Source organism: Mesorhizobium sp. CA5, assembly GCF_020165105.1.
Classification (GTDB): Bacteria; Pseudomonadota; Alphaproteobacteria; order Rhizobiales; family Rhizobiaceae; genus Mesorhizobium.
On record NZ_JAIUHJ010000001.1, the window covers coordinates 191,649 to 218,351 of the forward strand.

At 63.8% G+C, this 26,703-nt stretch carries 30 protein-coding genes and 1 pseudogene; 19 read left to right on the forward strand and 12 right to left on the reverse strand.

What is annotated here, in order from left to right:
* Window positions 1–40: 40 nt before the first annotated feature.
* From htpG to groES, 6 genes are all read right to left on the reverse strand, one after another.
* Complete coding sequence (gene htpG / locus LB529_RS01075; RefSeq protein WP_224709910.1) at window positions 41–1,933, reverse strand: molecular chaperone HtpG; 1,893 nt, start codon at window positions 1,931–1,933, stop codon at window positions 41–43.
* Window positions 1,934–1,993: 60 nt separating this feature from the next.
* On the reverse strand, window positions 1,994–2,296 hold the full coding sequence (locus LB529_RS01080) for a DUF982 domain-containing protein (RefSeq protein WP_224709911.1): 303 nt from the start codon (window positions 2,294–2,296) through the stop codon (window positions 1,994–1,996).
* Window positions 2,277–2,675: a helix-turn-helix domain-containing protein gene (locus LB529_RS01085; RefSeq protein ID WP_224627700.1), complete on the reverse strand. Its 399-nt coding sequence runs from the start codon at window positions 2,673–2,675 to the stop codon at window positions 2,277–2,279. Before LB529_RS01085 ends, LB529_RS01080 begins: the two co-directional genes overlap by 20 nt.
* 61 nt (window positions 2,676–2,736) lie before the next feature.
* Complete coding sequence (locus LB529_RS01090) at window positions 2,737–2,949, reverse strand: hypothetical protein (protein ID WP_224709912.1); 213 nt, start codon at window positions 2,947–2,949, stop codon at window positions 2,737–2,739.
* Window positions 2,950–3,025: 76 nt separating this feature from the next.
* On the reverse strand, window positions 3,026–4,654 hold the full coding sequence (gene groL, locus LB529_RS01095; protein ID WP_095767138.1) for a chaperonin GroEL: 1,629 nt from the start codon (window positions 4,652–4,654) through the stop codon (window positions 3,026–3,028).
* A gap of 61 nt (window positions 4,655–4,715) precedes the next feature.
* Entirely contained in the window at window positions 4,716–5,030 is a 315-nt protein-coding gene (gene groES, locus LB529_RS01100) for a co-chaperone GroES (protein WP_224709913.1), read from the reverse strand.
* A 330-nt stretch (window positions 5,031–5,360) separates the two neighbouring features.
* Here groES and LB529_RS01105 point away from each other — a divergent pair, with 330 nt between their 5' ends.
* The 5 genes from LB529_RS01105 to LB529_RS01125 all read left to right on the forward strand — a co-directional run bounded on the left by LB529_RS01105 (window position 5,361) and on the right by LB529_RS01125 (window position 9,179).
* A complete protein-coding gene (locus tag LB529_RS01105) occupies window positions 5,361–5,708 on the forward strand; it encodes a hypothetical protein (RefSeq protein WP_224524793.1) in 348 nt (115 codons plus the stop codon).
* A gap of 13 nt (window positions 5,709–5,721) precedes the next feature.
* Window positions 5,722–5,994: an usg protein gene (locus tag LB529_RS01110; RefSeq protein ID WP_140546471.1), complete on the forward strand. Its 273-nt coding sequence runs from the start codon at window positions 5,722–5,724 to the stop codon at window positions 5,992–5,994.
* A 242-nt stretch (window positions 5,995–6,236) separates the two neighbouring features.
* Window positions 6,237–6,713 (forward strand): Hsp20 family protein, encoded by a 477-nt coding sequence (locus LB529_RS01115; RefSeq protein ID WP_224709914.1) that lies wholly within the window; start codon window positions 6,237–6,239, stop codon window positions 6,711–6,713.
* An 88-nt stretch (window positions 6,714–6,801) separates the two neighbouring features.
* Entirely contained in the window at window positions 6,802–7,311 is a 510-nt protein-coding gene (locus LB529_RS01120; protein WP_224513219.1) for an Hsp20/alpha crystallin family protein, read from the forward strand.
* Between the two features lie 443 nt (window positions 7,312–7,754).
* Entirely contained in the window at window positions 7,755–9,179 is a 1,425-nt protein-coding gene (locus LB529_RS01125; protein WP_095767142.1) for a hypothetical protein, read from the forward strand.
* 107 nt (window positions 9,180–9,286) lie between these two features.
* On the opposite strand, the gene LB529_RS01130 is transcribed toward LB529_RS01125, so the two are convergent.
* The 3 genes from LB529_RS01130 to LB529_RS01140 form a co-directional block, all read right to left on the reverse strand.
* The gene (locus LB529_RS01130; protein ID WP_224709915.1) at window positions 9,287–10,180 is read right to left on the reverse strand and encodes a hypothetical protein; all 894 of its coding nucleotides are present in this window, start codon (window positions 10,178–10,180) and stop codon (window positions 9,287–9,289) included.
* A 91-nt stretch (window positions 10,181–10,271) separates the two neighbouring features.
* Window positions 10,272–11,933: an acyl-CoA synthetase gene (locus tag LB529_RS01135; protein WP_224709916.1), complete on the reverse strand. Its 1,662-nt coding sequence runs from the start codon at window positions 11,931–11,933 to the stop codon at window positions 10,272–10,274.
* Between the two features lie 198 nt (window positions 11,934–12,131).
* On the reverse strand, window positions 12,132–12,938 hold the full coding sequence (locus tag LB529_RS01140) for a helix-turn-helix transcriptional regulator (RefSeq protein ID WP_224709917.1): 807 nt from the start codon (window positions 12,936–12,938) through the stop codon (window positions 12,132–12,134).
* Between the two features lie 136 nt (window positions 12,939–13,074).
* Here LB529_RS01140 and LB529_RS01145 point away from each other — a divergent pair, with 136 nt between their 5' ends.
* The 3 genes and pseudogenes from LB529_RS01145 (at window position 13,075) to LB529_RS01155 (ending at window position 16,043) form a co-directional block, all read left to right on the forward strand.
* Window positions 13,075–13,464: a VOC family protein gene (locus tag LB529_RS01145; RefSeq protein ID WP_095767204.1), complete on the forward strand. Its 390-nt coding sequence runs from the start codon at window positions 13,075–13,077 to the stop codon at window positions 13,462–13,464.
* Window positions 13,465–13,706: 242 nt separating this feature from the next.
* A pseudogene (locus tag LB529_RS01150) lies at window positions 13,707–14,809 on the forward strand (KamA family radical SAM protein).
* A gap of 376 nt (window positions 14,810–15,185) precedes the next feature.
* Window positions 15,186–16,043: a BA14K family protein gene (locus LB529_RS01155; protein ID WP_224709918.1), complete on the forward strand. Its 858-nt coding sequence runs from the start codon at window positions 15,186–15,188 to the stop codon at window positions 16,041–16,043.
* Between the two features lie 101 nt (window positions 16,044–16,144).
* Here the strand turns inward: LB529_RS01155 and LB529_RS01160 are convergent, their stop codons facing one another.
* Window positions 16,145–17,524: an FAD-binding oxidoreductase gene (locus LB529_RS01160; protein ID WP_224709919.1), complete on the reverse strand. Its 1,380-nt coding sequence runs from the start codon at window positions 17,522–17,524 to the stop codon at window positions 16,145–16,147.
* A 199-nt stretch (window positions 17,525–17,723) separates the two neighbouring features.
* Between LB529_RS01160 and LB529_RS01165 the strand changes: the two genes are divergently transcribed.
* The 8 genes from LB529_RS01165 (at window position 17,724) to LB529_RS01200 (ending at window position 22,856) form a co-directional block, all read left to right on the forward strand.
* Window positions 17,724–18,596 carry a ferritin-like domain-containing protein gene (locus tag LB529_RS01165; protein ID WP_224709920.1) on the forward strand — a complete coding sequence of 291 codons (873 nt, stop codon included), beginning with the start codon at window positions 17,724–17,726 and terminating at the stop codon, window positions 18,594–18,596.
* Between the two features lie 91 nt (window positions 18,597–18,687).
* Window positions 18,688–20,259, forward strand: coding sequence for an FAD-dependent oxidoreductase (locus LB529_RS01170; protein WP_224709921.1), 1,572 nt, complete (start codon window positions 18,688–18,690; stop codon window positions 20,257–20,259).
* A gap of 811 nt (window positions 20,260–21,070) precedes the next feature.
* The gene (locus LB529_RS01175) at window positions 21,071–21,427 is read left to right on the forward strand and encodes a hypothetical protein (protein WP_224610459.1); all 357 of its coding nucleotides are present in this window, start codon (window positions 21,071–21,073) and stop codon (window positions 21,425–21,427) included.
* A 66-nt stretch (window positions 21,428–21,493) separates the two neighbouring features.
* Window positions 21,494–21,730, forward strand: coding sequence for a hypothetical protein (locus tag LB529_RS01180; protein ID WP_140846944.1), 237 nt, complete (start codon window positions 21,494–21,496; stop codon window positions 21,728–21,730).
* An 8-nt stretch (window positions 21,731–21,738) separates the two neighbouring features.
* Window positions 21,739–22,056 (forward strand): hypothetical protein, encoded by a 318-nt coding sequence (locus LB529_RS01185; protein WP_224709922.1) that lies wholly within the window; start codon window positions 21,739–21,741, stop codon window positions 22,054–22,056.
* Window positions 22,053–22,325 carry a DUF1488 domain-containing protein gene (locus LB529_RS01190; protein WP_140846928.1) on the forward strand — a complete coding sequence of 91 codons (273 nt, stop codon included), beginning with the start codon at window positions 22,053–22,055 and terminating at the stop codon, window positions 22,323–22,325. The genes LB529_RS01185 and LB529_RS01190 overlap by 4 nt, the downstream gene beginning before the upstream one ends.
* Before the next feature lie 74 nt (window positions 22,326–22,399).
* Complete coding sequence (locus LB529_RS01195; RefSeq protein ID WP_224709923.1) at window positions 22,400–22,588, forward strand: hypothetical protein; 189 nt, start codon at window positions 22,400–22,402, stop codon at window positions 22,586–22,588.
* 118 nt (window positions 22,589–22,706) lie between these two features.
* Window positions 22,707–22,856 (forward strand): hypothetical protein, encoded by a 150-nt coding sequence (locus LB529_RS01200; RefSeq protein WP_181181241.1) that lies wholly within the window; start codon window positions 22,707–22,709, stop codon window positions 22,854–22,856.
* Between the two features lie 203 nt (window positions 22,857–23,059).
* On the opposite strand, the gene LB529_RS01205 is transcribed toward LB529_RS01200, so the two are convergent.
* Together LB529_RS01205 and LB529_RS01210 are read right to left on the reverse strand one after the other, a co-directional pair.
* On the reverse strand, window positions 23,060–23,308 hold the full coding sequence (locus LB529_RS01205) for a DUF982 domain-containing protein (RefSeq protein ID WP_095770102.1): 249 nt from the start codon (window positions 23,306–23,308) through the stop codon (window positions 23,060–23,062).
* Between the two features lie 340 nt (window positions 23,309–23,648).
* Window positions 23,649–24,089, reverse strand: coding sequence for a hypothetical protein (locus LB529_RS01210; RefSeq protein ID WP_224709924.1), 441 nt, complete (start codon window positions 24,087–24,089; stop codon window positions 23,649–23,651).
* A 261-nt stretch (window positions 24,090–24,350) separates the two neighbouring features.
* On the opposite strand from LB529_RS01210, the gene minC reads away from it, so the two are divergent.
* The 3 genes from minC to minE all read left to right on the forward strand — a co-directional run bounded on the left by minC (window position 24,351) and on the right by minE (window position 26,488).
* Complete coding sequence (gene minC, locus LB529_RS01215; protein ID WP_224709925.1) at window positions 24,351–25,241, forward strand: septum site-determining protein MinC; 891 nt, start codon at window positions 24,351–24,353, stop codon at window positions 25,239–25,241.
* A gap of 162 nt (window positions 25,242–25,403) precedes the next feature.
* Entirely contained in the window at window positions 25,404–26,219 is an 816-nt protein-coding gene (minD, locus tag LB529_RS01220) for a septum site-determining protein MinD (RefSeq protein WP_095770099.1), read from the forward strand.
* Complete coding sequence (gene minE / locus LB529_RS01225) at window positions 26,216–26,488, forward strand: cell division topological specificity factor MinE (RefSeq protein ID WP_042638296.1); 273 nt, start codon at window positions 26,216–26,218, stop codon at window positions 26,486–26,488. The genes minD and minE overlap by 4 nt, the downstream gene beginning before the upstream one ends.
* Window positions 26,489–26,703: the final 215 nt, after the last annotated feature.

Below are 26,703 nucleotides of genomic sequence, written 5' to 3' on the forward strand. Positions count from 1 at the left end.
GGCGGCGGCGCATTCCCCCTGTCGGGGCGAGCGCCGGCGCTTACCCCCTCGCCAGCCCGCGATCGATCAGCCGCGCAAGCCGCGCCGAGAACGCCTTGGCGTCGGCCGGCTTGTCGCCGTCGAGCACACGTGCCTCGTCGTAAAGCAGATGCGCGGCGTCTTCCTTGAACGCCTTCTCGTCGTCGCCGAGCTTTGCCAGCGCCGCCACGCGCTCGTGGCGCGGGTTGATCTCGAGGATTGGCTTGGCCGCCTTGTCGAGTCGGCCGGCGGCGTTGAGCAGGCGCTCGAACTGGCGATCCGGGCCATGCTCCGGCGCGACGAGGCACACGGCGCTTTCGGTCAGCCGGTCGGAGGACTTCACGTCCGAAACCTCCTCGCCAAGCGTCGTTTTCACGAAAGCCAGGAAGGCGGCGATATCCGACGACGTCTCCGCGTCGGGCTTCGTCGCATCTTCGGGCAGCGCAATGTCGGCGAGCTCGGCCGCGCCTTGCGTCACCGACTTGAACGGCTTGCCGTCGAATTCCGGCGCCATCGTCACCCAGAAGCTGTCGACGGGATCGGTGAGGAGCAGCACCTCGATGCCGCGTGCGCGAAAACCTTCGAGCTGGGGCGAGGCTTCGAGCCGGGCGCGATCGTCACCGGCCATGAAGAAGATCGCTTTTTGTCCTTCCTTCATCGCTGCGACATAGTCGGCAAGGCGGCGCCAGCCTTCGCCTGAGGTCGTCGAACGGAAGCGGGCAAGCTTCAGCAGCTGCTCGCGTCGCTCGTAATCCTCATAGAGACCTTCCTTGAGGACGACGCCGAAATTTTCCCAGATTTTGGCGTAGGCTTCGGCATCGTTTTCGGCCGTCTTGGCGAGGTCGCCGAGAACGCGGTTGGTCACGCCCTTGCGGATCGCTGCGAGCAACGGGCTTTCCTGGATCATCTCGCGCGAGACATTGAGCGGCAGGTCGGCGGAATCGACCAGGCCGCGCACGAAGCGCAGGTAGCGCGGCAGCAGATCGGCTTCGTCGGTGATGAAGACGCGCCGGACATAGAGCTTCATGCGGCCCTTGCGGTCCTGGTCGAACAGGTCGAACGGCCGCGATCCCGGGACGAAGGCGAGCACGCTGTATTCCTGCCGGCCCTCGGCGCGGAAATGGATGGTCGAGGCGGGCTCGTCATACTGGCCGGCGATGCTGCGGTAGAAGTCGGTATATTCCTCTGGCTTGATCTCGCTCTTTTGCCGCACCCAAAGCGCCGTGCCGTCGGCGATGTCGCGCGGTTCGGCGCCGGGCTTTTCGACAAATGTGATTGGCACCGGCACATGCCCGGACTGCGACTTCGCCAAGCCCTCGAGCCGATAGGGCGTGGTGTAGGACGAGGCGTCCTCCATCAGATGCAGCACCACGCGCGTGCCGCGCTTGGGTGCTGCCTCGAGCGGCGCCGGCGCGATCTCGTAGGTGCCCTTGCCGTCGGACGACCAGCGGAAGGCCTCGTCGCTGCCGGCCTGGCGGCTGATGACGTCGACCCGGTCTGCGACCATGAAGGCCGAATAAAACCCGACGCCGAACTGGCCGATGAGCTGCGTGTCTTCGGCCGCCTTGCCGGCTTCGACGCGCTCCATGAAGGCGCGGGTGCCGGAGCGCGCGATCGTGCCCAGCGCCTCCGCCATCTCGTCGCGGCTCATGCCGATGCCGTTGTCCTCGACCGAAAGCTCCTTGTTGTCCGGATTGGCGGCAATCGTGATGCGCGGCTTGGCATCGTCGCCCAGAAGCTCTGGCCGGCTCACCGCCTCGAAGCGCAGCCTCTCGCAGGCATCCGCCGCATTGGAGATCAGCTCGCGCAGGAAAACGTCTCGGTCCGAATAGACCGAGTGCACCATCATGTGCAGCAGCCGCGAGACGTCCGCCTCGAATGTCCTGGTTTCCTTCGCCTTGGTGTCCGTCGTCATTCAGAATTCCTGCGCTCGTTGCGTTGTCCGCCGCGCCAGCACGCGCCGGGTTTCAAATTTTCAGCCATTGTTGCTTGTGGATGCGCTCCCTGCCAGCGCCGCAGGCGCCAGAGAAACCAGGTCCGGCGCCAGGATATCGTGGCGGTGGGCGAAAGCAACAAGGGTTGCCCGCACCGTTTCCGCGTCGATCTCGCCGGCAATGCCGGCTTTGCAGGAATTGAGCGCGATCGCATGCGCGCTGCTCCTGCTCGCGGCCGGCCAATCCTGCAGCAGGGCATAGGCTTCCATCACGGTCTCGAGCCGGACCGGCAAACCCATTCCGACAAGGATGGTGACAGGCTCTTCAAAGCGGTCGTGGTTCATGGTCAGAACCCTCATTCGGGTGGATGCTCATGGCGCCGGGACGATGGCCGGTCGTCCCGGCCAGCACATGTCGGCGCGGGTAGGGCGGTTGCAGGACGACGCCGTGCGGCCGCGGCTGGCCTATGCCGTTGAACGTCTGCACAACCACCGGGCCTGCCGGCGTGTGCGTCGCTGAATTCTGCCGGTTAAGGCCCGGCGGGGGCAGCGCCTTGTGTGCCTTGGCGAGGGCCTCGATCCAGGCGGCGACCGCCAGCGGCACCGGCGCGCGCCCCTCGAGCCAGCGCGTCACGTCGTTTCTGGGCCAGCCAAGTTCCTCGGCGACGTCGGCAGCTTCCCATCGCAAGATTCTCAGGCATTCGCGCAATCGTCCTGCAATCATGGCAATCCTCGTCCGTTCGCAGTCACATGGGCCCCGCCTTGGAGGCGAGGCCCGACCTTCGCTAGCCGCCCCTGGATGTTTCGGTGGCCGACACGTGCTGTGCGGCAAGAAACATCAGCGTTGAGGCAACGGTCCGCCGGTTCCACCCGGCGGATTCGGCCGTGTCGAGCAAGCCTGCCAGCAGCGGCTTCAATGCGCTTCGGCATTCGGCTTCATAAGCGAGGAATTCGCTTGCCGGGCGCGTCGGTGCCGGAACCGAGCCATTGCCGCTCATCATATCCATAAGGGCCTCCCATCGTGCGTTTCGAAACGCCCGCTCCCGTTGCCAGAAGCGGGCTCCCGTCGGCGTCTCAGAAGTCCATGCCGGCGCCGGCCGGCATGGCCGGAGCGGCCTCCTTCTTCGGCTTCTCGGCCACCATGGCCTCGGTGGTGACGAGCAGTCCGGCAACCGAGGCCGCATCCTGCAGCGCGGTGCGCACGACCTTGGCGGGATCGATGACGCCCTGTTTGTAGAGGTCGCCATATTCGCCGGTCTGGGCGTTCCAGCCATAGGCGAATTCGGTCTTCTCGCGCAGCTTGCCGACGATGATCGAACCTTCCGACCCGCTGTTCTCGGCGATCTGGCGCGCCGGAGCCTCGATCGCGCGCCGCACGATGTCGACGCCGTATCTCTGGTCCGGGTTGTCGACGGCGACTGTGTCGAGCGCCTTGGCCGCCCTGAGCAGGGCAACGCCGCCGCCGGGCAGGATACCTTCCTCGACCGCCGCGCGCGTGGCGTGCAGCGCGTCGTCGACGCGGTCCTTCTTCTCCTTGACCTCCACTTCCGTGGCGCCGCCGACGCGGATCACGGCAACGCCGCCGGCGAGCTTGGCCAGCCGCTCCTGCAGCTTCTCGCGATCATAGTCGGAGGTGGTCTCCTCGATCTGCGCCTTGATTTGCGTGATGCGGCCCTGGATCTCCTCCTTCTTGCCGGCGCCGTCGACGATGGTGGTGTTTTCCTTTTCGATCGCGACCTTCTTGGCGCGGCCGAGCATCTCCAGAGTGACGTTCTCCAGCTTGATGCCGAGATCCTCACTGATGGCCGTGCCGCCGGTCAGGATGGCGATGTCCTCCAGCATGGCCTTGCGGCGGTCGCCGAAGCCCGGAGCCTTGACGGCGGCGACCTTAAGCCCGCCGCGCAGCTTGTTGACGACGAGCGTGGCCAGAGCTTCGCCTTCGACATCCTCGGCGATGATCAGCAGCGGCTTGCCGGACTGCACCACGGCTTCCAGCACCGGCAGCAGGGCCTGCAGATTGCCGAGCTTCTTCTCGTGGATCAGCACATAGGGCTCTTCGAGCTCGACGCGCATCTTGTCCTGGTTGGTGATGAAATAGGGCGAGAGATAGCCGCGGTCGAACTGCATGCCTTCCACGACTTCCAGCTCGGTCTCGGCCGTCTTGGCCTCCTCGACGGTGATGACGCCTTCGTTGCCGACTTTTTCCATAGCCTCGGCCAGGAAGCGGCCGATCTCGGCATCGCCATTGGCCGAGATCGTGCCGACCTGGGCGATCTCGTCGTTGCTGGTGATCTTGCGGGCGTTGACCTTGAGTTCGGCGACGACGGCATCCACCGCCTTGTCGATACCGCGTTTCAGATCCATCGGGTTCATGCCCGACGCAACGGCCTTGGCCCCTTCGCGAACGATCGCCTGGGCAAGCACGGTGGCCGTCGTGGTGCCGTCGCCCGCGAGGTCGCTGGTCTTCGAAGCAACTTCGCGGACCATCTGGGCGCCCATGTTCTCGAACTTGTCCTCGAGCTCGATCTCCTTGGCGACGGTGACGCCGTCCTTGGTGATGCGCGGAGCGCCGAACGACTTGTCGATGACGACGTTGCGGCCCTTCGGACCGAGCGTCACCTTCACCGCGTCGGCGAGGATATTGACGCCGCGCAGCATGCGCTCGCGGGCGTCGGAATGGAATTTGACTTCCTTGGCAGCCATTGGATCACTCCTTGTTTAGGCAGCTTTCATTGACTGGGTTGCGGTTCTATCGAAGCCCCGGTCAGGCGGCTTTCTTCAGCGTCGCGGCCTGCTCGATCACGCCCATCACATCGCTTTCCTTCATGATGAGCAGATCCTCGCCGTTGAGCTTGATCTCGGTGCCGGACCACTTGCCGAACAGGATGCGGTCGCCGACCTTCACGTCGAGGGGCACGAGCTTGCCGCCCTCGTCGCGGGTCCCCGGGCCGACGGCGATGACTTCGCCTTCCTGCGGCTTTTCCTTGGCAGTGTCGGGGATGATGATACCGCCGGCCGTCTTCTCTTCGGCCTCGATGCGGCGCACGAGCACGCGGTCATGCAATGGACGGAACGTCATATCGTTCTCCTTCAGGACAAACAGATTGCGAGCAGTTCCTCCGCTCCGGACCGGCAGGACCGGAGCGGGGCTCGCGCGACCCTTTCGGCATCGCGCGCATGTCGAGCTAATTTTGCCTTCATCTACTTTCAAGGGGGTACCGCAAATTTTTTGGCACTCTCGACCGTTGAGTGCTAGCGCGCTGAAAACATGCGGTAAATTGGCCCGCTCCGATAACGGAGAGGCTTGAATTCGCGATTGAGTTGAACAAGATTATCGGTGCCCGGCAGCGCCGGGACCGCTGAGAAATTGGAACCCGAAGCAAGGAGTTTTTGGAGACGGAGGACAGAAATGGACCGACAGACGCTTTCGCCGATCATTCCTTCCCTAGCTCCCGAACTATCAGACCTTTCGCTCGACCGGCTGCTGTCGCCGGCCAGGCATTTTCAGCACCCGCGGGATGTGCTGGAGGACGGCTCGCTCGATATATGGGAAAAGCGGGCGATCCTTTCGTCCTGGGCGTCCGATGCTTGCGCCGTAGAATCGATGCCGGCGCTGCGCCAGCCGCCGGGCACCGAGCGGCCGGTCTCCTTCGACGACATCATGGATGCGCTGCGCCGGCTTGATGCGCTGGCTCCGCCGCCCAGCGGCCCTGCCGATGACGACCACCGGCAGGTGGTCGACCGGCTGAGCGCGTGAAGGCCCGAAGGCGATGGCGGTCAGCAGGGAATTCCGCTTGCAGATGAATGGCTATGGCTTGACCACTGCCGAGATCCATTATCATCTGCCCGACCATCCCAGCCTGCTCCAGCTTTACGTCTGGCAGGACTATGATCTTGCCCCGGATTTCCCGGCGCTGAGGGGCTTTCTGGGCTTTTGGGAGCGCGAGCTGGCTGGCGCCTTGCATTCTGTCCGTGTCGCTCACCATCGGCTCATCAGGGCGTCGGAGTGGCGGGCCGTCGACGGGATCATCGCGATCCATTGAAGATCAGCTCCCCGAGGCGGTCGTGGTTGTGCGGCCGCCTCCAACTCATGATTTGCCTGCCTGCATGCAGACGAAGGGACTGACTTTCACGACCTTGAAGGCGGCTTCGGAGCGGGGCCTTGACGTGCCCGTGTTGAATTCCCAGATCGATTACGCCGGTGCTTGAGAGAGACCGGCAAGGTCAAGGGGCGCCGCTTCCTTGGCGCTCCTCGTATCTATGTTGCTCAATGGAGGATGTAGCTATGAGAACCACGTTTGACTTCAGTCCCCTGTTCCGGTCGAGCATCGGCTTCGATCGAATGCTGAACGCGCTCGAGACGGCGAGCCGGATCGAGACCGTCGACAATTGGCCACCCTATGACATCGCCAAGACCGCAGACGACGACTACCGCATCAGTATGGCGGTGGCTGGGTTCTCGCAGGACGAACTGGCCATTACCCAGGAGCAGAACATGCTCATGGTCTCTGGCCAGAAAGCCGGCGAGGACAAGGGCGAGTACCTGCATCGTGGCATCGCCGGCCGTGCATTCCAGCGCCGCTTCGAGCTTGCCGACCACGTCAAGGTCGTTGGCGCCAGCTTGGTCAATGGGCTGCTGACGATCGATCTGAAGCGCGAAATTCCAGAAGAGATGAAACCGCGGCGGATCGAGATCGCGGCCGACAAGGCAACGCTCAAAGGCACGACAAAGAAGATCGAAGCCGAGAAGCACGCCGCCTAAGGGCTTCTGTGAGCGCATCCGCGCTATGCGCCGGGCACTGCCCGGCGCGTAGGTGCTTTTCGAGCCGATGAACAGAAAGGAGCAAACCATGAGTGTCCGTGATCTGATCCCCTGGGGCCGGAGCAACGGCAACCAGCTTCCAAGCATATTCCGCGACGGTGAGCGCGATCCGTTCCTGTCGCTGCATCGCGAGGTGAACCGCCTGTTTGACGACGTTTTCCGCGGCTTCGACAGTCGGTTGCCGTCACTTGGCGGTGTCTCCGCCCTCGGCGCCGGTTGGCCGAGCGTCGAGATCTCCAACGGCGAGAAGGAGATCAAGGTGATGGCCGAGGTGCCTGGCCTCGAACAGAAAGACATCGAGGTCCTGCTCGACGACGGCGTGCTGACGCTGAGAGGCGAGAAGCGCTCCGAGACGGAGGACAAGGATAGGCAGTTCTCCGAGCGCTATTACGGCCGCTTCGAGCGCCGCATCCCGGTCGGCTACGAGGTCAAGGAAGACGAGGTGGATGCCCGCTTCAAGAACGGCGTGCTGACCGTCACCTTGCCGAAGAGCGAGAAGGCGCAGTCGCAGGTCAAGCGCATCGACATCAAGAGTTGATGCACCGACGCGGGAGGTCGGCCCATCCGCCTCCCGCGTCGACCTCCCATAGAGCCACGGCAATCGGATGCTCGCGCAAGCAACTCCACTCGATCGATCATGGGCGGCCGAGGAAGAGAAAATTTATACGGCGGGAGCTTCTTTTTTCCGTCCAGAAGTCTTCGCATCGCTCATCTGAATGATGACAAGCAGCTCGCTGTCTTTCCCTTCTGCTGCGCATGCTTTCAGCACCTATCCGGAGAGAAAGCTAACATATGTTAGGAACGGGAGAGGGGCTCACCTAGCGCGGATCCGCATCAGATTGGGACCGGCGATAACCTTAATTTTGGTTTCCTTTGCACAGGCTTCCCGAACGGAAGGTAACGCGATAGATTAGTAATTCGTTAAGTACGCCCGGGGGCGAGCGTAAAAGATGTGTCGTCGAGCGTAAGGGATGTGCCGTGATGAATTTCAAGTCTCTGATCAAGCGGGCCGAGGACGTCGATAAGGAATTTCAGGAACTCCAATCGGATCTGGCGGAGGCGTTCGAGGACGTTCTCAAAGATGACGAACAGCCGCCGTCGGAAGACGACGCCGTCGCCGGTCGGGAACTGGTTGCAAGCGACGAGAATCCGCCGGCCGAAGAGCCGTCCGACGCATCGGCATCGCGGCTGACACCGCATACCCAGACGCGGCTGGCCGCCCTGGAGGCCGTCACCGGGCTTTTCCGGGACGGGCAGGGCCATCTGCAGGAGATCGAGGCAAAGCTGGCGGAGATCGCCACTGCGCATCATATGACGCGCGAAGTCCTCAACGTCTTCCATCGCGACGTGTTGCGCTCCAACGAGCTGGAGCTGGCAAATCTCGCTCTCACCGCCGAACACAAGACATTGTCGGAACAATTGCTTGACGCCGCCCGCCGGCAGCGCGAACGCGACGGCGCGGCCGAAGCGTGGCAGCAGCGCGAGGCGAGCCTCGTCCAGGACCGGGAGCAGCTGCGCTCGGCGCTTGCGGCGGTGCGCCTGGAGCTGGTGGAGATGGGCAATGAGACCGCCAGGCGCGAGACGGAGTTCGGCGAGATCGTTAAAGCCCTGACGGCCAAGACCGTCGAAGTCGACAGGCGCGGCGCCGAGAACAAGCTGCTGCGCGAAAAGCAGGTCGGCCTTTCCGTCGATCTGGAGCAGGCGCAAAAGCGCGAGGCGGAGGCCCGGCACAAGTTCGACGAGTTCGCGGCAACCCACGCCAGTGAAACCGCCCACATCGCCGAGCTGATGGCTCAAATCGGCAACCACGAAAAGGAAGAAACCCGGCTGCAGAAAGCGCTCGAGGCAGCGCAGGCCAGGCTTGCCGAAACAATCGAGGCGGCGCGGATCGCCGAGAGCGACAGCACCGCCGAATTGGCACGCAGCCACGCGGAAATGCGCGGTTTGCGTGCCGAGATCCAGGAACTGCAGTCGCGTCTGGACAAGGTCTCGACCGACAATGGCGAAGCCACGGACGAGATCACCAGGCTAAAGGCGCAGCTGAACGACGCCGTCACCGAACGCCAGATTGCGGAGAAAAGGCTCGCCGTTCTCAAGGACGAGAGCGAAGCCGACAAGAAGAACCTGTCCGAGGTCAGCACCAATTTCTCACGGCTTTCGCTGCAGCAGGCGTCGGAGCAGATCCAGCTCGATATCCAGAAGCAGGAATGCGAGGATTTGCGCGCCGAAGTCGAAGCGCTCAACGCCCGCATCCGGGAATTGCTGCCTTATGAGCGCCTGCATCGGGTGACCGACGCAAGGTCGCGCATGGATGCCGCGCCTCAAACCAACGGGATCATCGCGGAAGCGGCGCGCCCCGTCGCGCGGCGCGTTTCTCGGCGCAACATGCGGGCGAACGGAGGCTGAGGGTTTCGAGCGGCTCGGCTTCGACAGCGCCGGCCCGCTCTATCTCTCATGGTTTGAAACCGCTCACTTCGAGAGCCGCTGCGCTTTTCTGGAATTGCCCTGGCGGACTATTTTCCAGCCATGTCGTCGGCAAGGTCCTGCGCCTGCTTGAGCAGCGCCGGGAAGGACGGGTCGCCGGGCAGGCGCTGGGCCATGCAGGCGCGGTAGTCGGCGTCGCCCTTTTCCCAGGCGGCGTTGGCGGGATCAGAGGCCTGCGGATCGTCCTGGTCCGAACCCTGGTCGGCCTGCTGGGCTTTCTGCGCGGCGGCGTCGGCGGCTGCCCAGATTGAATCGCAGGCCGCGATCTTCGGCACGGCGGGCGAGGCGGGTGCCTCGGCAATCAGCACGCGGTCACCTTTGACGACTGCCACGACGACGTGCTGATCGTAGATCGGTCCGACGTCCTGGGTCCAGCCGCCAAGCCGCGCGACCACCGCATCGGCGCCGTCGGGCTTCTTCAGCGAAAAGTCGAGCGTGCCCGAGAATGCCGCGTCGCTGCCGATGGCCTGGGTGTAAAAACTGTCGAGCTTCAACGCCGCTCCGATGTCGGCGGGCAGCTTGAAATCCGCTTCCGCTTCGGACGATTTGGACTTGAGCCAGCGCTCGGTCAACCCGCGAGTCGAGGCGACGATGCTTGGGCCGTCCTCGCTCTGCGCATATCGTAGCCCGTCCAGCATGCCGTAGCCGATATCGGAAGCGTTGAGGCTTTGAACATTGATGGTACCGGTCGCCGAAAAGCCTTTGACGGAGAGCGGACCGAGAATGGCGGCGAGGCGCTGCTGGAGGTCTGCCAGCGCCTTCTCGTTCTGGGCATCGATAGTTTCGATCGCCGTATTGGCGCTTTCCTGCGCGGTGATATCGGCGATCGCCTTGTCGCGCGCGACGATATAATCATCTTCCGGCGAGGCGGCATATGCCGCGTTGCCCGCCAGCGCAATGAGAAGCGTCAAGACCAACCGCATGCTGCAACCCCAAATTAGCGATCAAAGCCCTTGGGAGCCATCGCCCGACTTGGCGGCTTTTGCGTGGCGGAAATCATGGAGAGCCAAATCTTTATTCCGCCTTGCGCTTCTCCACCTCGGCCTTCCTCAGCAAGAACCGCTGGATCTTGCCGCTCGGTGTCTTCGGCAGTTCGCTGACGAACTCGACCTCGCGCGGATAGGAATGCGCAGACAGCCGCTTCTTCACATGCTGGGCGAGTTCCTCGGCTAGCGCCTCGCTGCCCTTGAAGGCGGGCGCCAGCACTACGAACGCCTTGACGATCTCCGTGCGCTGCGGATCGGGTACGCCGACGACGGCCGCCTCGTTGACCGCCGGATGCTCGATCAGCGCGCTTTCGACATCGAAGGGTCCGATGCGGTAGCCGGACGAGGTGATGACATCGTCGGCCCGCCCGATGAAGGAGACCGAGCCGTCCGTCTCATATTCCACCGTGTCGCCGGTGCGGTAGTAGCCGCCCGCGATCGCCGGCGTTTCCGCCTGGTGGTAGCCGTCGAACCAGCGCAGCGGCGAGTTGGCGATATCGACCGCCAGCACGCCGGGTTGGTTGGGGCCGAGTTCGTTGTCTGCCTCGTCCAGCACCACCATGCGGTAGCCGGGCATGGCAAAGCCGGCCGAGCCGGCGCGGACCGTATGCGCCAGACCATGATGGTTGTTGACCATCATGCCATTCTCGGTCTGGCCGTAATGATCGTGGATCGGCGCTGCAAGATGCGCGTCGAACCAGCGGATCACCTCCGGATTGAGCGGCTCGCCGGCGCTGCTCACCACGCGCAGCATGCCCTTGACGCGGGCCGCGGCCTCGGGCCCTTCCGCCATTAGCAGGCGATAGGCTGTCGGCGAGCCGGCCAGGCTGGTGACGCCGAGACGCTCGATGATGTCGTAAGTCGATTTCGCGTTGAAGGCGCCTTCGTAGAAGGTGGTGGCGATGCCGAGCTGCAAAGGCCCGGTGATGGCGTAGTAGAGCCCATAGGCCCAGCCGGGATCGGCGATATTCCAGAAGATGTCGTCGGGCCGAAGCCCGATCGCGTCACGCATATAGGCGCCGAAGGCAAGCAGCGCTTTGAGCGGCACCGGCACGCCCTTTGGGTGCCCGGTCGTGCCGGAGGTCGACATCATCATGAACAGGTCGGTGCCCTTGCGCATGACCAGCTCGCTATCGAGGGAGGCAGCCGCGAGCGCCGCGCGGAAATCGACGTCGCCTGCTGCAAGGGCGTCGCCGGGCCCAACGATGGTAGCGATGCGCGGACGGTTTTCCACCTCGTCGAGCTTGGCGCGGTTTGCGGGGTTGGTCACCACCAGCTTCGCCTTGCTGTAGTTCAGGCGATGCTCGACAGCCTTCGGCCCGAAAGCGGTGAACAGCGGCTGGTACACAGCGCCGACTCGCCATGTGCCGAGGATCAGCGCCACCAATTCAGGGATGCGTGGCAGCATGCCGGCGACGACGTCGCCAGGGCGCACGCCGAGACCTTTGAGCAGGGTGCCGACGCGGCCCGCCATGTCGGCCAGATCGTCGAAGGAGTATTCGCGCAATTCACCGGCAGCCGAGATCGCGCGCAGCGCCAGCCGGTTTTCGCCGGTATAGCGGCCGCAGCATTCGACATAGGCGTTGATGCCGGTCGCCGGATCGCCGTGGAGGCGCGCGATCTCGTCCTCGATGCGGAATTGCGCAACGGCATCCTCATAGCGCGGCAGCGCCGCTGGCGTGTCGGTCATGGCAATCCTCCCTCGGCGGCGGTCATTTTCCAATGATCGCCGCCGAGAGAGATTGCCCGAAAAGATGGCGCTGGTCGATTGCGGCGAAAGTCGTGGCAGTCAAGCAAGGCCGGCCCATGAAAGACGGCTGGCTTCCGCGGCGTTAAGCGTTTCCGATCAACAAGCTGGACCCGATATCGGAATCAGGACCTGAACCGCCTAACCGCGCTTCCGATAAAGGCTCAGCGTTATGTCCTTGCCCACGCCTGCGGGCGCCAGCATGAAGTAGTCATAGGTCGCCACCTTGCCGCTTGGTCCGACCAGCCCCTTCGACCAGATCGAGGCTTCCTCCACCCGCATCTCCGCCCATTGGCGCGCGAAGTCCGGGCTTAGCGCCTTGAGCGGGTCGAGCACGGCGCGAATGTCGGCCGCCGACGCATAGCCGACGGTCGCGGCGCGGAACTGACCGATAGCTGAGCGAGCCACAACCTCCCAGTCGGCAAACAGCGCACGCCAGGCCGGGTCGAGGAAGAGCCGCTTGAGCAGATTGCTCTTCGTTGGCTCGTCGGGATCGAAGCCGCCGAACAGATCTGCCGCCTCGTCGTTCCAGGCAATGAAGTCCCAGGCGCGGTTGAGCGCATAGCCCGGATTGGGCGAGAGCGTGGCGAGCAATGCGGCAATGCGCGGATCGGGCGAGGGGCCTTCGGGCGCAATCGCCTCGGGCAGCCATTCCGGCTTTGCGAGCTTGAACAGATGCTGACGCTCCACGGGCAAGAGGCCCAGCACGTCGGCCAGCGCATTGAGCACTGGAGCGGAAGGGTTGGCCTCGCGGCCCTGTTCCAGCCATGTGTACCAGGTGGCGCTGATCCCTGCGAGCAGCGCGACTTCCTCACGCAGCAGCCCGCTTGCGCGCCGTCGCGTGCCGGTGCGGATGCCATGCCGTGACGGCTCGACGCGTTCGCGCATGGCGCGCAGGAAGCGGCCGAGTTCCTTACGCCTGTCCATCTCAGTGGTCTGTTCCAGCATGCTCGTGCCTCGAAGGGGGTGGCGACGCTACTAGCAGCGCCGCTCATCTTGTACCACTTTGCTACCAGTATAATGAGGCCAGCGCATCGACAATCACGCCGCGTCGGAACGCGGCGCCAGACAAAGGATTCCGCAAATGAATGCGCTGAAAAACATCAGGAATATCGACTACACCGTCCTCTTCGCCCGCGACATGAAGGAGATGCGGCGTTTCTATGAGGACGTGATGGGCTTTCGCGTCCATTCCAGCCTGGGCGAGAGCTGGATCGCCTACCAGGTCGGCTCGTGCCTGCTGGCGCTCACTGAGCGCGGCGTGATGTTCAACGACTTGCCGACCCCGGCGGGCGCGCTCTCCATGCAGCTCGCCTTCCGGGTGACGCCCAGCCAGGTTGACCAATGCGCCGAGACGTTGCGTGAGAAGGGCGTGGCGATCGAAAGTGGGCCGACCGACCGGCCCTGGGGTCACCGCACGCTGTTCTTTCGCGATCCCGACGGCAATGTGCTGGAGATCTACGCCGATATCTAGCCTTGCGGCAGTTGAATGCCTTGCGTCAAGCGGCTCGTCGACTTCTACGAGACAGTCACGGGCATCAAGCTCACGGTCTACACCGAGGATTTCGCCGAGCTGCTTGCTTCACGCCGGCGACGGCGGAGGCGATTGCGAAGCTCAAGCGGTGAGAGTTCCAAGTTCCCAACACGGCGTAAGGCGGTATGCGGTTGACCACATCGACCATCCGGCCGATAGGGACGGCGAACCAGAGAACCGCAATGACCACTAATCTCAAACAGCCGGCCGCCCCCGACGCCGCCTGGCAAGCCGACATCCGCGCCGGCGTGCGCCATGTCCGCGACCTCGCGTCCCTGCCGCTTTCGGCCGCCGAGCGCGCCGTCATGCAAGAAGCCGCGACCGCGCACAGGTGCGCGTGCCCAAACCCTATCTCGATCTTATCGACTGGAGCGACCCCAACGATCCGATCCGCGCCCAGGTGATCCCGTCGCCGGGCGAGCTCGTCACCGCCGATGGCGAGCTCGACGACCCGATCGGCGATCATGCCTTCAGCCCGGTGCCGCGCCTGACGCACCGCCACGCCGACCGCGTGCTTTTGTTCCCGACCTATCAATGCGCGGTCTATTGCCGCTTCTGCTTCCGCAAGGAATCGCTGACCTCGATCGGCCGCGGCTACACAAGCGAAGCGCTGGAGCCGGCGCTGGTCTACATAGACGGGCACCCGGAAATCCGCGAGGTAATCCTGACCGGTGGCGATCCGCTGTCGCTGCCGGACAAGGCGCTGGCCGAGATCCGCGCCCGGCTGGAGGCGATCCCGCATCTCAGGCTTCTGCGCATCCATACCCGCGTGCCCGTGGCGCTGCCGTCGCGCATAACCTCCGGCCTGGTCGAGGCGCTGCAGGGCCGTCTGATGGTGACGGTGGTGACCCACTTCAACCATCCGCGCGAGCTCACCGCCGAAGCCGAGGCGGCCTGCCGCACGATGCGCCAGGCAGGTTTCGTGCTGCTCAACCAGAGCGTTCTCCTCAAAGGCGTCAACGACAAGGTCGAGGTGCTGGAGGAGCTCTGCCGCGAGCTGATGTACCGTCTCGGCGTAAAACCCTATTACCTGCACCACGGCGACCTCGCGCGCGGCATGGCGCACCGCCGCACGACGATTGCCCAAGGCCAGGCGCTGGTCGCGGAGCTGCGCCGGCGGCTCTCCGGCATCTGCAACCCGACCTACGTCATCGACCTGCCGGAGGGCGGCGGCAAGGTGCCGCTGGCGGCGAGCCATATCGAGGGGCGGGACGGCGAAACGTGGCGCATTCGCAGCCAGGACGGGAAGGCGAGGAGCTACAGCGAGGTGGTGGCGGACTGCTGAGTGCCCGCATGCCGCTCGGGCGCGGCCCGGCCGCCTCGTTGGGGCATTCTGCCGGGCCTGACCGGCCGCCGCCGGCTGCGACTCCGAGGCGTGGGACTGCCATGTGAACGACCTGCTTTTATTCCTCTGTTTGCACGATGCAGCGTCGTACCAAAGGCGCGACACTGTCATCGATCCGTTTGGATCATCGTAAAGTCCCTTAGCTGCCTAGTCCCCAGCTGGGTTCACCTAGCGATCCTCTCGAAGCCCCGCGTGCTCCTCCCCGGAGCACGCGGGGCCCTTCGTTTGTTACCGCCGGGTCGCAACATCGCCCTCTTGCTGTGGGAACCGGATTCCGCGCCTCGCATTCTATCAGCGGGGACTAAAGGAGTTCGGCATGAAGGCTTTGTTGGGAATTGTCGGCGGCTTCGTGCTGACTCTTGCCGTGTTCGCCAGCGGGCTCGCCTTCGCCACCTGGCTGCTCGCCGCCAAGCCAGTGCGCCAGGCGACCCCGGCGATCGGCGTTTCCGAGCTCTGGACCAAGGACGCTCAGCCGGTCGATCCGCAAAAGCAGAATCTTCAGCGCATTCCCGCCCAGCAGGCTGCCGTCGCGCCCGCCCCAGGGGGCGAGCCGGCCAAGACCGACAGCGCAGTGCAGACGGCGACGCTCGCGGCGCCGACAGCACCCGCGCAGCCGCAGCAGTTGCAGCCCACGACCGCTCAGCCGAACCAGCCCGCGGCCGAGCCTGACGCGACCCAGCCTTCCCAGCCGGCTCCGGCCGATCAGCAGGCCGAGCAGCAATTGCCCGTGGCTCATCTGCAATGGTGCTCGGCCCGCTATCGCAGCTACCGTCCGGCGGAAAACAGCTACCGCTCCTACAGCGGCGAGCTGCGCCCCTGCATCTCACCCTATTACGACCCGATGGGCGACCGCACCGCCTCGACCGGCTCAAACGATCGGCAAGGCCAGGGTGGCCAAGCCGTCGGGACCGATCGGCAAACCGCCGCGGCCGATGATCAGACGAGCGACGACCAGGCCGAGATGGAAGGCTACGCCCCGTCGGGCGACGGCTACGTCACCACCTATGGCGGCCCGCAGGAAGAGATCTCGCCCGAGGCCGGGGCCGTGCGGGCACAGGGCCGGCAGATCTCGGCCGCCCATATCGACGATTGCTTCAGCCGCTACCGCTCCTACGATCCGCAGGACAACACCTACCAGCCCTTCGACGGCGGCCCGCGCCGCCAGTGCGAGTAGTGTTTCTGGCCCGCGACAGCGAAGAGGTGATCGCGAAACGACCGGAGAGGGGCTGCGACACAGGCAGGTTCGTTCTAGCCCCTCGCGCTCCCCCGCCAAACTCAGCCCACGACCTTCCCCGGATTCATCACATTGCCCGGATCGATCAACTCTTTGATCGCCTTCGCCAAATCCCGCTTCACCGGATCAGCATGCCGCTCATAGGCCTCGCGTTTCTCCAGCCCCACCCCATGCTCAGCTGAGAACGAACCGCCGGCCTCGCGCAGCCCCTCGTAGAGCACGTCCTCGATCGCCTCATGCCGCTCATGTGGAACCGGCCCTTCGCAATTGATGGAGATGTGCAGATTGCCGTCGGCGAGATGGCCGTAGACATAGGGTGCGTATGAGGCATCGATCTTCTTCAGCCCGGCCTCAATGCGCGCCACATAGGCGTCCAGCGCGCCGGCCGGCACGGAGACGTCGAACGAGGGCGCCATAGGGTGCGCGCGCTCGATCTCAACGGTCTCCTCGCGCAGCCGCCACATCGCTGCTGCTTGGCCCTCGGAGCTCGCGACAAGCCCGTCGACGATGCCGACCTCTTCCCAGATCGCCGCCAGCCCGCCCTCGAGCGCGCTTCTCGCCGCCTCGATCGAGTCGGCGCCTAGGCCCAGCACCAGCAGACAGGGCGCATCGAGCGGCAGGCTGCCCGAGGCATAGTTCAGCGACCGCTGCATGAGGGACGCATAATTACGCCACAGGATCTCGGCGGCGGTGAGCCTCGCGCTGGTCGAGGTCAAAAAATGCCGCACGATGTGCTGGGCGCTGGTCGCATTCGGCACGCCGACAAGCGCGGTGGCACTCGCCCCGGCCACCGGATCGAGCCGCAGCGCCACGCGGATGACGATGCCGAGCGTGCCTTCCGCGCCGATGAAGAGATGCTTCAGATCGTAGCCTGCGCTGGTTTTCAGCACCCGGGTGAGATCGCAAAACAACCGCCCGTCCGGCAGCACGGCCTCCAAGCCAAGCACGCGGTGGCGCATTGTGCCGTTGCGAAAGGCCATGATGCCGCCGGCGTTGGTGGAAACCATGCCGCCGATCGTGGCGCTGCCGCTCGCGGCAAGGTCGATGCCCGGGTCGAGCCCATGCTGGGCTGCCGCCTCCTGCAGCGCGCCCAGCGTCACGCCCGCCTGCACGATCGCCACGCGCGTGAACGGATCGATGTCCTCTATTCTGTTAAGCCCGCCAAGGTCGCAGATCACCTGCCCTTGGGAAGTGGCTGCTCCGCCCGCCAACCCGGTGCGCCCGCCCTGCGCGACAAGACTGATGCCACGCTCCGAACAGAATTTCACCAGCGCCGCGACCTCTTCGACATCGCGCGGACGCACCAGAGCCGAGGCGCCGAAATTGCGGGTGTCGAAGCCAGGATCGCGCGAGGCGAGCTCGGCGGCGTCCCAGATGGTGGCGTTGGGGAGGGCGGCGCGGAGAGAGGGGAGGAGGGCCATGAAATGGATCCGGCGTCGGACGTGAAGCTCGTCCTATAGAGGAACCGCAGCCCGGGAGTCACGCCGGCACGCCCATCGAATCGCCCGGGTCCACAACCATACCGGCTCGGTTCAGGAACATTCCGCGTTTGGCGGAGTTGACAGGACGGCCCGCTCGTTTGAGGCCACACCGGTTCATGGCGGGCTTCGGGAGGAAGCTATGATCCGTGCCACGCCTTCACTTCATGTTTCTCGCCGCGGCGCATTGCAAATTGGTCTTGGAGCGACGCTCGCTTCAGCGACCGGCGTCGTCCCCGTTTCGCCTGCTTTCGCACAGGATGACATAAAGGACGAAGACATTTTCCGGTTCGCGCTGAACCTGGAATACATGGAGGCCGAATACTACCTCCGGGGCACCACAGGAAAAGGCATCGACGATTCAGATGCCGGTTCCAAGCCCGGCGACGTCGTCGGCGGCAAGAAGGTTCCCTTCGAAACACCCGCACTGGCTGAATTTTTGCGGGAAGTCGCGGAAAATGAACTTGCCCATGTCAGGTTCTACCGCAAGACACTGGCGTCGAATGCGGTGGACCGGCCGGCGATCGATTTTGATGCCGGCTTTGCCGCGGTCGCCAAGGCGGCCGGGCTCGGTGCCGACTTCGACCCCTTCGGCAACCAGATGAACTTCGTGCTTGGCGGCATGCTGTTCGAGGATGTCGGCGTCACCGCCTACGCCGGTGCGGCAACCGTCCTGAAGAACAAGGAATTCCTGGCAGCCGCGGCTGGAATTCTCGCGGTCGAGGCCTACCACATGGGGATGGCGAGGTCGTCGCTCTATCGCATGGGCGAGAAGGCCTGGAAGGCGGCGAATGCGATTTCCGACGCACGCGACAAGATCGACGGGCCCGATGACAAGGACCAGGGCATTCACGTCGACGGCAAGGCCAACTTCGTTCCTTCGACGCCGGATGCGATTGCCTTCACAAGGACGCCGCAGGAGGTGCTGCGCATTGTTTATCTGACCGACCAATCGGGTGTGAGCAAGGGCGGCTTTTACCCGAACGGGATGAACGGAACGCTCAAGAGCACCTAGCCGCGAGGATGGAGCCGGTCATGATGACCTACAACCCGCGCTGCGCAGCATTGGCCGCCGGCCGTCCGATATCGTCTCGACGGGGCACGCGATGAACGTCAGCAGCGAAGCGACCAGATCGTTTTGGATGCTCGACGCCAGCTTGCCCGGCGCGCCCCGCCTCGATCGGCACGAACATTGCGACGTGGCCGTCGTTGGTGCCGGCATCGCCGGGGTTTCGATTGCCTATGAACTGGCGCTGGCAGGACGCAAGGTGGTGCTCGTGGATCGCGGCCCGTTGCTCGGAGGCATGACATCGCGCACGACCGCCCATCTGGCGCCGATCTGCGACGATGGCTTGAGCGCGCTGATCGACATGCGCGGCGAGGTTCTGGCGCGCGGATTTCAGGAGAGCCAGCAAGCCGCCGTCGACCGCATCGAACGGCACGTTGCCAGCCTGGAGATCGACTGCGATTTCCGGCGGCTGGACGGCTTCCTTTTCCCGGCCGCATGGATGGACGAGAAGCAGGCCGCCAGAGAATGCAATAAGGAGTATGCGGCTGCGGCAAAGATCGGCGCCGAGGCTGAACATGGCAAAGGCGTGCCGCTCAAGGGTCATGAATCGGCGCCCATCCTGCGCTACCCCGGACAGGCCGCCTTCCACCCGCTGAAATATTTGCGCGCCCTGCTGGCTGATTTCGAGAAGCGAGGCGGCAAGGCATTCGCCGACAGCGCCGTCATCGAGATCGAGGAGGGGGAGCAGATTCGCCTGAAATGCGATGGCGGCTCCACCGTTACCGCTTCGAACGCGGTGTTTGCCACCAATTCCCCGATCAACACATGGGTCAAGATCCATAGCAAGATGGCGCCTTACCGCACCTATGCCATGGCTTTCGAGATCGCCAGGGGAACCCTCCCGGATGCCCTCTACTGGGACATGGACGATCCCTATTATTACGTCCGCCTCAATCCCGGCCCCGGCAAGACGGACTGTCTCATCGCCGGCGGCCGCGATCACAAATCGGGCGAAGCGGATGACGGCGAGGCGCGCTTTGCCGCGCTTGAAGCATGGATCAGGGCATTGGTGCCCGATCTTGGCGCGGAAAGAGCGCGGTGGTCCGGTCAGGTTCTCGAAACGATCGATTATTGCGGCTTCATCGGCCGAAGCCCCGGAAACGGCAACGTCTTCATGGCCACCGGCGATTCCGGCCAGGGCATGACGCATGGTGCATTGGCTGGATTGCTGATCCGCGATCTGATCGTGGATGGATCAAACCCCTGGGAAGCCGTCTACGCCCCCGACCGGAAGCCGCCCGCCGCGCTCGCGCACTACGTCAATGAGAACCTTACAACAGTGAAGAACCTCGCCGGCTACTTGCTGCCCGGTGAGGTCAAGTCGGCCGGCGACCTCAAGCCTGGCGAAGGCGGCATCCTTCAGGACGGCTTGAGCAAGTTCGCCGTATGCCGCGACCGCGACGGCAAGCTGCACCGGCATTCGGCCAGTTGCACGCATCTCGGCTGCCTCGTGCACTGGAATTCGACCGAGCAATGCTGGGATTGCCCCTGCCATGGCTCGCAGTTCGCGCCGGACGGTACGGTGCTCAACGGCCCTGCCATCCGCGGCTTGGCCCGGTCGGAGGGTCGCGGGTCTCGCGCGGAGCCCAAGGTGGCGTCCGGAGAGTGACCTATAGCGGTTCACCGTTTAACGCAAACACCTCGGAGGAAGCGGTGGCCGGACGACCATATAGCCGCTATGTGCCAGGATTTTCGGTGCTTTTTTCTGGCCAAACCTGTCGTCGTGTGGACGGCTTTGGTTGTGGCGGATAGGAGTGAAAACATAATTCCAGGGAAGCTCAAAAATGTTTGGGTGAAATAATCCGAAGATTTTAGGCGAGCGCCCAGAAATCGATTTACCGCTGTTTCAGGCTCGGATCCGAGATTTCTATTTACCCGGGAAAAAAATAATAGACGTGTAAGTCTTGCTTTGAGCGCAATTGAGGCGCATACAAAAAGTGTTGATTTGGTTGAGTTTGGCTTTCGCCCCGTCGGAGCCGCGCCAATCCTTTCCGAATTTTCGACAGCGAAGCGTTCCGCCGGTCCGGCGCGGCAGCTTGCTCGTTTGAACCCTGGAACGACGCAGGGCGCTGACCACGGATGTACTGGCAGCACCGCAAATCGTTCCAGCGGTTCGACTGAATAAAGCGGAAGTCCATCCTAGCATGTTTTCACGGGAAAGCTGCAATTGTGGCCATTCGCATCGCGTCCACCGTCGTCGTCTGCTTCGGCTCTCCTTGGTGCTGCCGCGCTTCAGGCGCGCCGCGACCGCAGAGTATCTACCGATCTCGAGGAGGAGGCCCGGAAGGGTCTTTCCCGCGACGCAACGCGGCCTCTTTCATTCACCTGCCGGCGATCCTCCGCACAATGGGGTTCGCACGGTAAAAGCATCGATCAACCGGCCTCTCTCGAGGCGGCGCTGAAGACGACCGGAGACAACCATGACAAGCCTTATGCAGCGCAACACACGGCCGATACGGCACGGCGCCCCGCCGCGCTTGTTCGACATCGGACAGGCGGTCCGTCTGAAGGGAGATTTCCGGACATTGACCTCGGAGGTCTACCACGTCACCGGCACGCTGCCGCCAAAAGAAAACTCGCCGCAATACCGCATCCGCAGCGACACCGAACCTCATGAGCGCGTGGTGACCGAGGACAGGCTGGAATCGGCCGGAACCCCGGCCTCGGATCCCGGCCTGATGCTGATCGAAAGGACGTTCGGACATGGCCAAGGGACGGCAACGCTCCAATCGCGAAATGAGGACGCCGAAGCAGGGAAGAATTCCGACCAGGCCTGAGAGCCCGTTCAATCAAGGCGCCGGCCTCGGCGCGAAGGGCTCTATGCCATCGCGCGGCGGGTCTCGATGAAGGTCGTGATCGAATTCTATCGCACGCGCGTCAGCGATGACGCGCATGCCGTCATCGGCCGCGAGACGGTGCTGGCAACGGGTCTCGAGGATGCAATCGAGATCGCGCGGCTTCTGGCGAGGACGCTGAACATGCCGCAGTGGCCGGATGCGGTCACGATTTCCGAAGCTGACGGCGCGGCGCTTTATTCGGAGATTGTCGCCGCGCAGGCAGGCGAGGAAAGACAGGTATGAACAGGTCCATGGCCAACGGCGAGACCGAGGCAGGCCACAAGGCCGTATCCGGCTGTTCCCCAAACAACAGAGGCTTGTCGGGTCACGCCTTCAGGGATCATCAATACGGCCGCCGTGTCGAAGCGGATCATTCCTGGACCGTCTACCATGTCTTCACCGGGATTCCGGCGCATGTCGACGGCGCTCCGATGGTCGGGCTGACGCGTGCGCATGCGACGACGAGCATGCTGGATCTCAACCGTCGCAATGTCGAGGCTCGAAAGGAATGGAATAGAACCCGGCCGGCAGCAGCTGAACACCCTGAAACACGGGTGGGCAACCCATGACGCTCGCCTTTCCAAATCCCAGCCGGAGTTTCGATCAAACGCGCCGCGCCGTCTGCTTCATTGGCCATGACGGTATGTTCCAGGTCCGCTTCTTCGTCGAGGTCGAGGTCCTTGGGACATTTGGCGATGCTGGGGGCAAGGAAACGGCCGAGATGGCATATCTTTCGGCATTCGACGCCTTGCGCAGTTCCATCCAGGATGCCGCCAGCAAAGCATATGCGCGCGAGCGCCGAAACTCCTACACGCTCACGGCTTCCGGCTTCCGATAGGCAGGAAGCCAATGTCGCAGGCAAAAGCGCGCAGCCGCGAATAGCCTCGGCCTTGGCTGCTACAAGAAAGGATAATGCCGATGCGTTTCATGAAAACCCCCGAGACCCCGCCCGCCGCGATCAAGCCGATCGTCAGGTCCTCAATCATCATGTCCGCGCGGCTGACGGTCAGGAAGGACGAGGCAGCAAGGCGCAAGCTCGCCGACACTGACGGCACCTTGCGGCGGGCACGTCAGATCGCAGAACGCAATCGCCTGATTTGACATGATGGCCGCCTGACAAGTGCCTCTTGCTTGGGCCTTATGTCTCGCGAACTGTCTTTCCCGCTCCTGGGCATGTCCAAATCCCAAGGCGCAAATTGCCTAAACCGGAAGAAACACCATGGCGATGAAACCCAACTACCGATACGAGCGCAGCAAACGCGATCAGGCGAAGGCGGCAAAGAAAGAGGCGAAGCTCGCGGCCAAGGTGGCGAAAGAGAAAGTGGTGGATCCGGAAGACGAGCGGGAGGGGAGCACTGACAACCGATAATTTCGCGTTAGGCAGGCCAGCCTTGGAGCCGCAATGACACAACGAGAGTCCGATCACTTCGAAATCGATGTGGAGTGCCCGCGGTGTCATCACCAGGCGAAAACGCGTGTGGGCTGGATACGCGCTCACACCCAGATGGAGTGTGAAAATTGCGGCGAGATCATCGACATCGAAAGTAAGAATTTCAGACCGCGCGAGCAGCCTTAAGGCGTCACAAGAATAGCCGCCTCCCGGGCGGCCGCTATGAACGCTTTGCGCGCGAATGAAGCCGGCCGGCGCCCGCTGTTTACGTCCGTGCAGGCCTGAATGGCTGCACGGTGCTTGTCGCTTCGCTTGCCGCGCCATCTTCGAAGCAGGAAATCCAGACAGGCGGCGGCATCGCCTATTGCCTCCCGTCCGCCGGCCGGATCAACGATGATCGTCACCGACTGGTCGAATTTTTCATTTGCCATCACTGCGCTTAGGCCGCGGCGCGCAACATAGCAAGCACTGTTTGTAGTGGGACTATCGGGTGGGCGAACGGGAAGCAGCTTGAATGACGCGATGTCTAGGCAGTCGGCGGGAAACCAGCCGCAACCAAAAGCCCCGCTCGCATGCAAGACCAAGGAGAGGCTCCTGGACAGCCCGACCTACTCAGCAAGAGATCAAGCCGGACTGTCCTCGCCGCACCAGCGAGATCGTATCGTGCGCCTTTGTTTCCTGTCTGGCCAGCAAAACCGCAGCAAATGAGAGCCGTTGAGCTGCCGACCGCGACTTGTGCAGAGGTTCGATCGCCGATCGGCAATTCGCTTCTCAACTGCTGCTCGCCCAGATCGAGCAGCCGACCTTCTGCCCCGTCGCTGTATCCCGCACCGTCTTCGCATACACCCGCCGCAGGCCGGTCCGGTTGGATGCGACATCCTTGCTTGCGAGGTAGGTCGGGTCGCCGACTTCCCAGTGGTAGCGCGTGTTGGCAGGCGCTTGCTTCCAGGTGAATTTCGAGCGATAGGCCACCTGGCCTGGCGTGGTGTTGTCGAACCGGCAGTCGATGGTCGCCGGCATCATTCCCTTGGCGCTCATCGCGCTGACGACCTTGTCCGCGTCGGCGGTCGTCAGCCATTGGTCTGTGCTGCTCGTCTGGTATGCGTCTATTCCGCTCGGCTGGTGCGTCATGCATCCTGCAAACACCATCAGGACTGCCATTGCGGCACCTGTCTTGCCTGCTCGCTTGCTGTCTAGCCGGTCAATGCCCATGCCCGTCTCCTCCCTGAAGAGAGTGGAAAGTTCCGGGTAAGAAGATGGTTCGCGCGCGTCGCTTCGTATATTAGGCGCTTCACACGCCTGGCTCGTCGGAGCCTCGATCTTCGGCGAATTGCGGGGCGGCGGCTGGTCTTGTGACCGCCCGGCCACAGCAGTTAGCCGCGTCAGCTATTAACGGCTCCAATCCCCAAAATTAACCTTTTGTTAACCATTAGCCCGGCACCCTTTAACCATTGAGTAAGGATTCGCCCGGACGTGACCTTCGCCGCCCCTTTGCACAACAAATCGATCCGCTTTCGCGCCCGTTCCTTCGTCGCTTTCACGCTGACGCCGGAAGCGCCGATCGCCGACTGGCTGGAGGGGTTGGATCACTGGATCGCCAATTCGCCCGGCTATTTCAACGGCCGCCCGGTGGTGCTGGATTTGAACACCTTGCAGCCGGGGCCGGAGGAGATCGCAGCGCTTGTCGGCGTGCTCGGTTCGCGCGGCATCCGCGTCTATGCCATCGAGCTCGAAGGCGCCGAGCTCGGGTCTGAATTGCCCCCGCTCTTGGCCGGCGCCAAGGAGGCGACCGCCGAGGGGCTGCTTGGCCGGGCCGCGCGCAAGGCGCGGGCGGAAGAGCTGGAAATGGCCGTCGCCGGGGAGCGGGCCGAAGTGACCCGGGAAACGATCCAGGCGGCGGCGCCCGCCGAGGTTCTGCAGGCGACCGGCGATGAGCCGGTGGATCCCGAACTGGCAAGGCTGGAAGCGGTCAGGATCGAGCCGGCTCAGGCCGAACCGGAAAAGCCAGGGCAGGGCGCCGTGCCGGCGCCTGCCGCCGGCACGCTGATGATCAAGGCGCCGATCCGCTCCGGGCAGTCGGTCTTCCATCCGCATGGCGACGTGATCGTGCTGGGCTCGGTCGCGTCCGGCTCGGAAATCGTCGCCGGCGGTTCGATCCATGTCTATGGCACGTTGCGCGGCCGGGCGATCGCCGGCTCGGAAGGCAATATTTCGGCGCGCATTTTCTGCCGCAAGAACGAGGCCGAGCTGCTCGCCGTCGACGGCTGGTACACCACGGCCGAGGAGATGGAAGGGGTGTCGCGCGGCAAGGCCGTGCAGGCCTTCCTCGACAATGATGCGTTGTGCGTGGTGCCGCTCGGCTGAGTTCTTGGCCGCAAGCTTCGGACCGGTTTCGCGTGCGAAGGTTATCAGTGCATGTCGCCCCCAGTTGCAGCGGTCTTGGGAGAACGATGTGCACCAAAAGCGAAAGATCCCGCCGTGCCTGGCACGGCCAGAGAATAAAAACCGCCAATGGAGGCTGGATATATGGGCAAGGTAGTCGTGGTCACATCGGGCAAGGGGGGCGTCGGCAAGACAACCTCGACGGCCGCGCTCGGCGCCGCCGTGGCCAGGACAGGCAAGAAGGTGGCGCTGGTCGATTTCGACGTCGGCCTGAGAAACCTCGACCTCATCATGGGCGCCGAGCGCCGCGTGGTGTTCGACCTCGTCAACGTTATCCAGGGGACGGCGAAGCTTTCGCAGGCGCTGATCCGCGACAAGCGGCTGGAGACTCTCTACCTGCTGCCCGCCTCGCAGACGCGCGACAAGGACGCGCTGACCGAAGAGGGTGTGGCGGAAGTCATCGCCCGGCTGCGATCGGTATTCGACTATGTCTTCTGCGACAGCCCGGCCGGCATCGAGCGCGGCGCCCAGCTCGCCATGCGCTTCGCCGACGAGGCGGTCATCGTCACCAATCCGGAAGTCTCGTCGGTGCGCGACTCCGACCGCATCATCGGCCTGCTCGACGCTCGCACCATGAAGGCCGAGCAGGGCGAGCTGGTGCAAAAACACGTGCTGGTCACGCGCTATGACGCGGCGCGCGCCGCGCGCGGCGAGATGCTGTCGATCGACGACGTGCTGGAGATCCTCTCGACGCCGCTACTCGGCATCATCCCGGAAAGCCAGGATGTGCTGCGGGCCTCCAATCTCGGTTCGCCCGTCACGCTCTCGGAACCGCTCAATGGTGCCGCAAAGGCTTACCTCGAAGCGGCAAGACGCCTGGAAGGCGAGGACCTGCCGGTGGTCGTCCCCTTCGAACGCAAGGGCTTCCTCGACCGGCTTCTCGGAAGGAGGGCCGCATGAGCATCCTCGATCTCTTCAAGCGGCGCACCAGCGCGCCGGTGGCGCGCGAGCGGCTGCAGCTGCTGCTCGCCTATGAGCGCCAGAGCCGCGGCCAGCCGGATCTCGTCTCCATCCTGCGCGAGGAGATCATGGCGGTCATCGCCAAGCATGTGCAGATCGACCAGGACTACCTCCAGGTCTCGATGGACCGCGGCGCGACCATGTCGACGCTGGAGATCGACATCCAGATCCCCAACAAGAGTGCCGCGCCGCTCGCCATGGCGGGATAACGCCGGCGCATTTCTCTCCCTCGCCAAAGGCGGGGGAGAGGTGGCCGTGCTGCGGCCGGAGTGGGGCCAGCGCTTACGCTTCGTCATCCTCGGCTTGATCCCAGGATTCACGCCGTACCTTCGACTTGGAGCGCGGCGGTCCAGAATTCCGTACGCGTTGCAACGCGTTAGCGCCATGGCATGACCCTGGGTCTGCGCGTCGCTTCGCTCCTTGC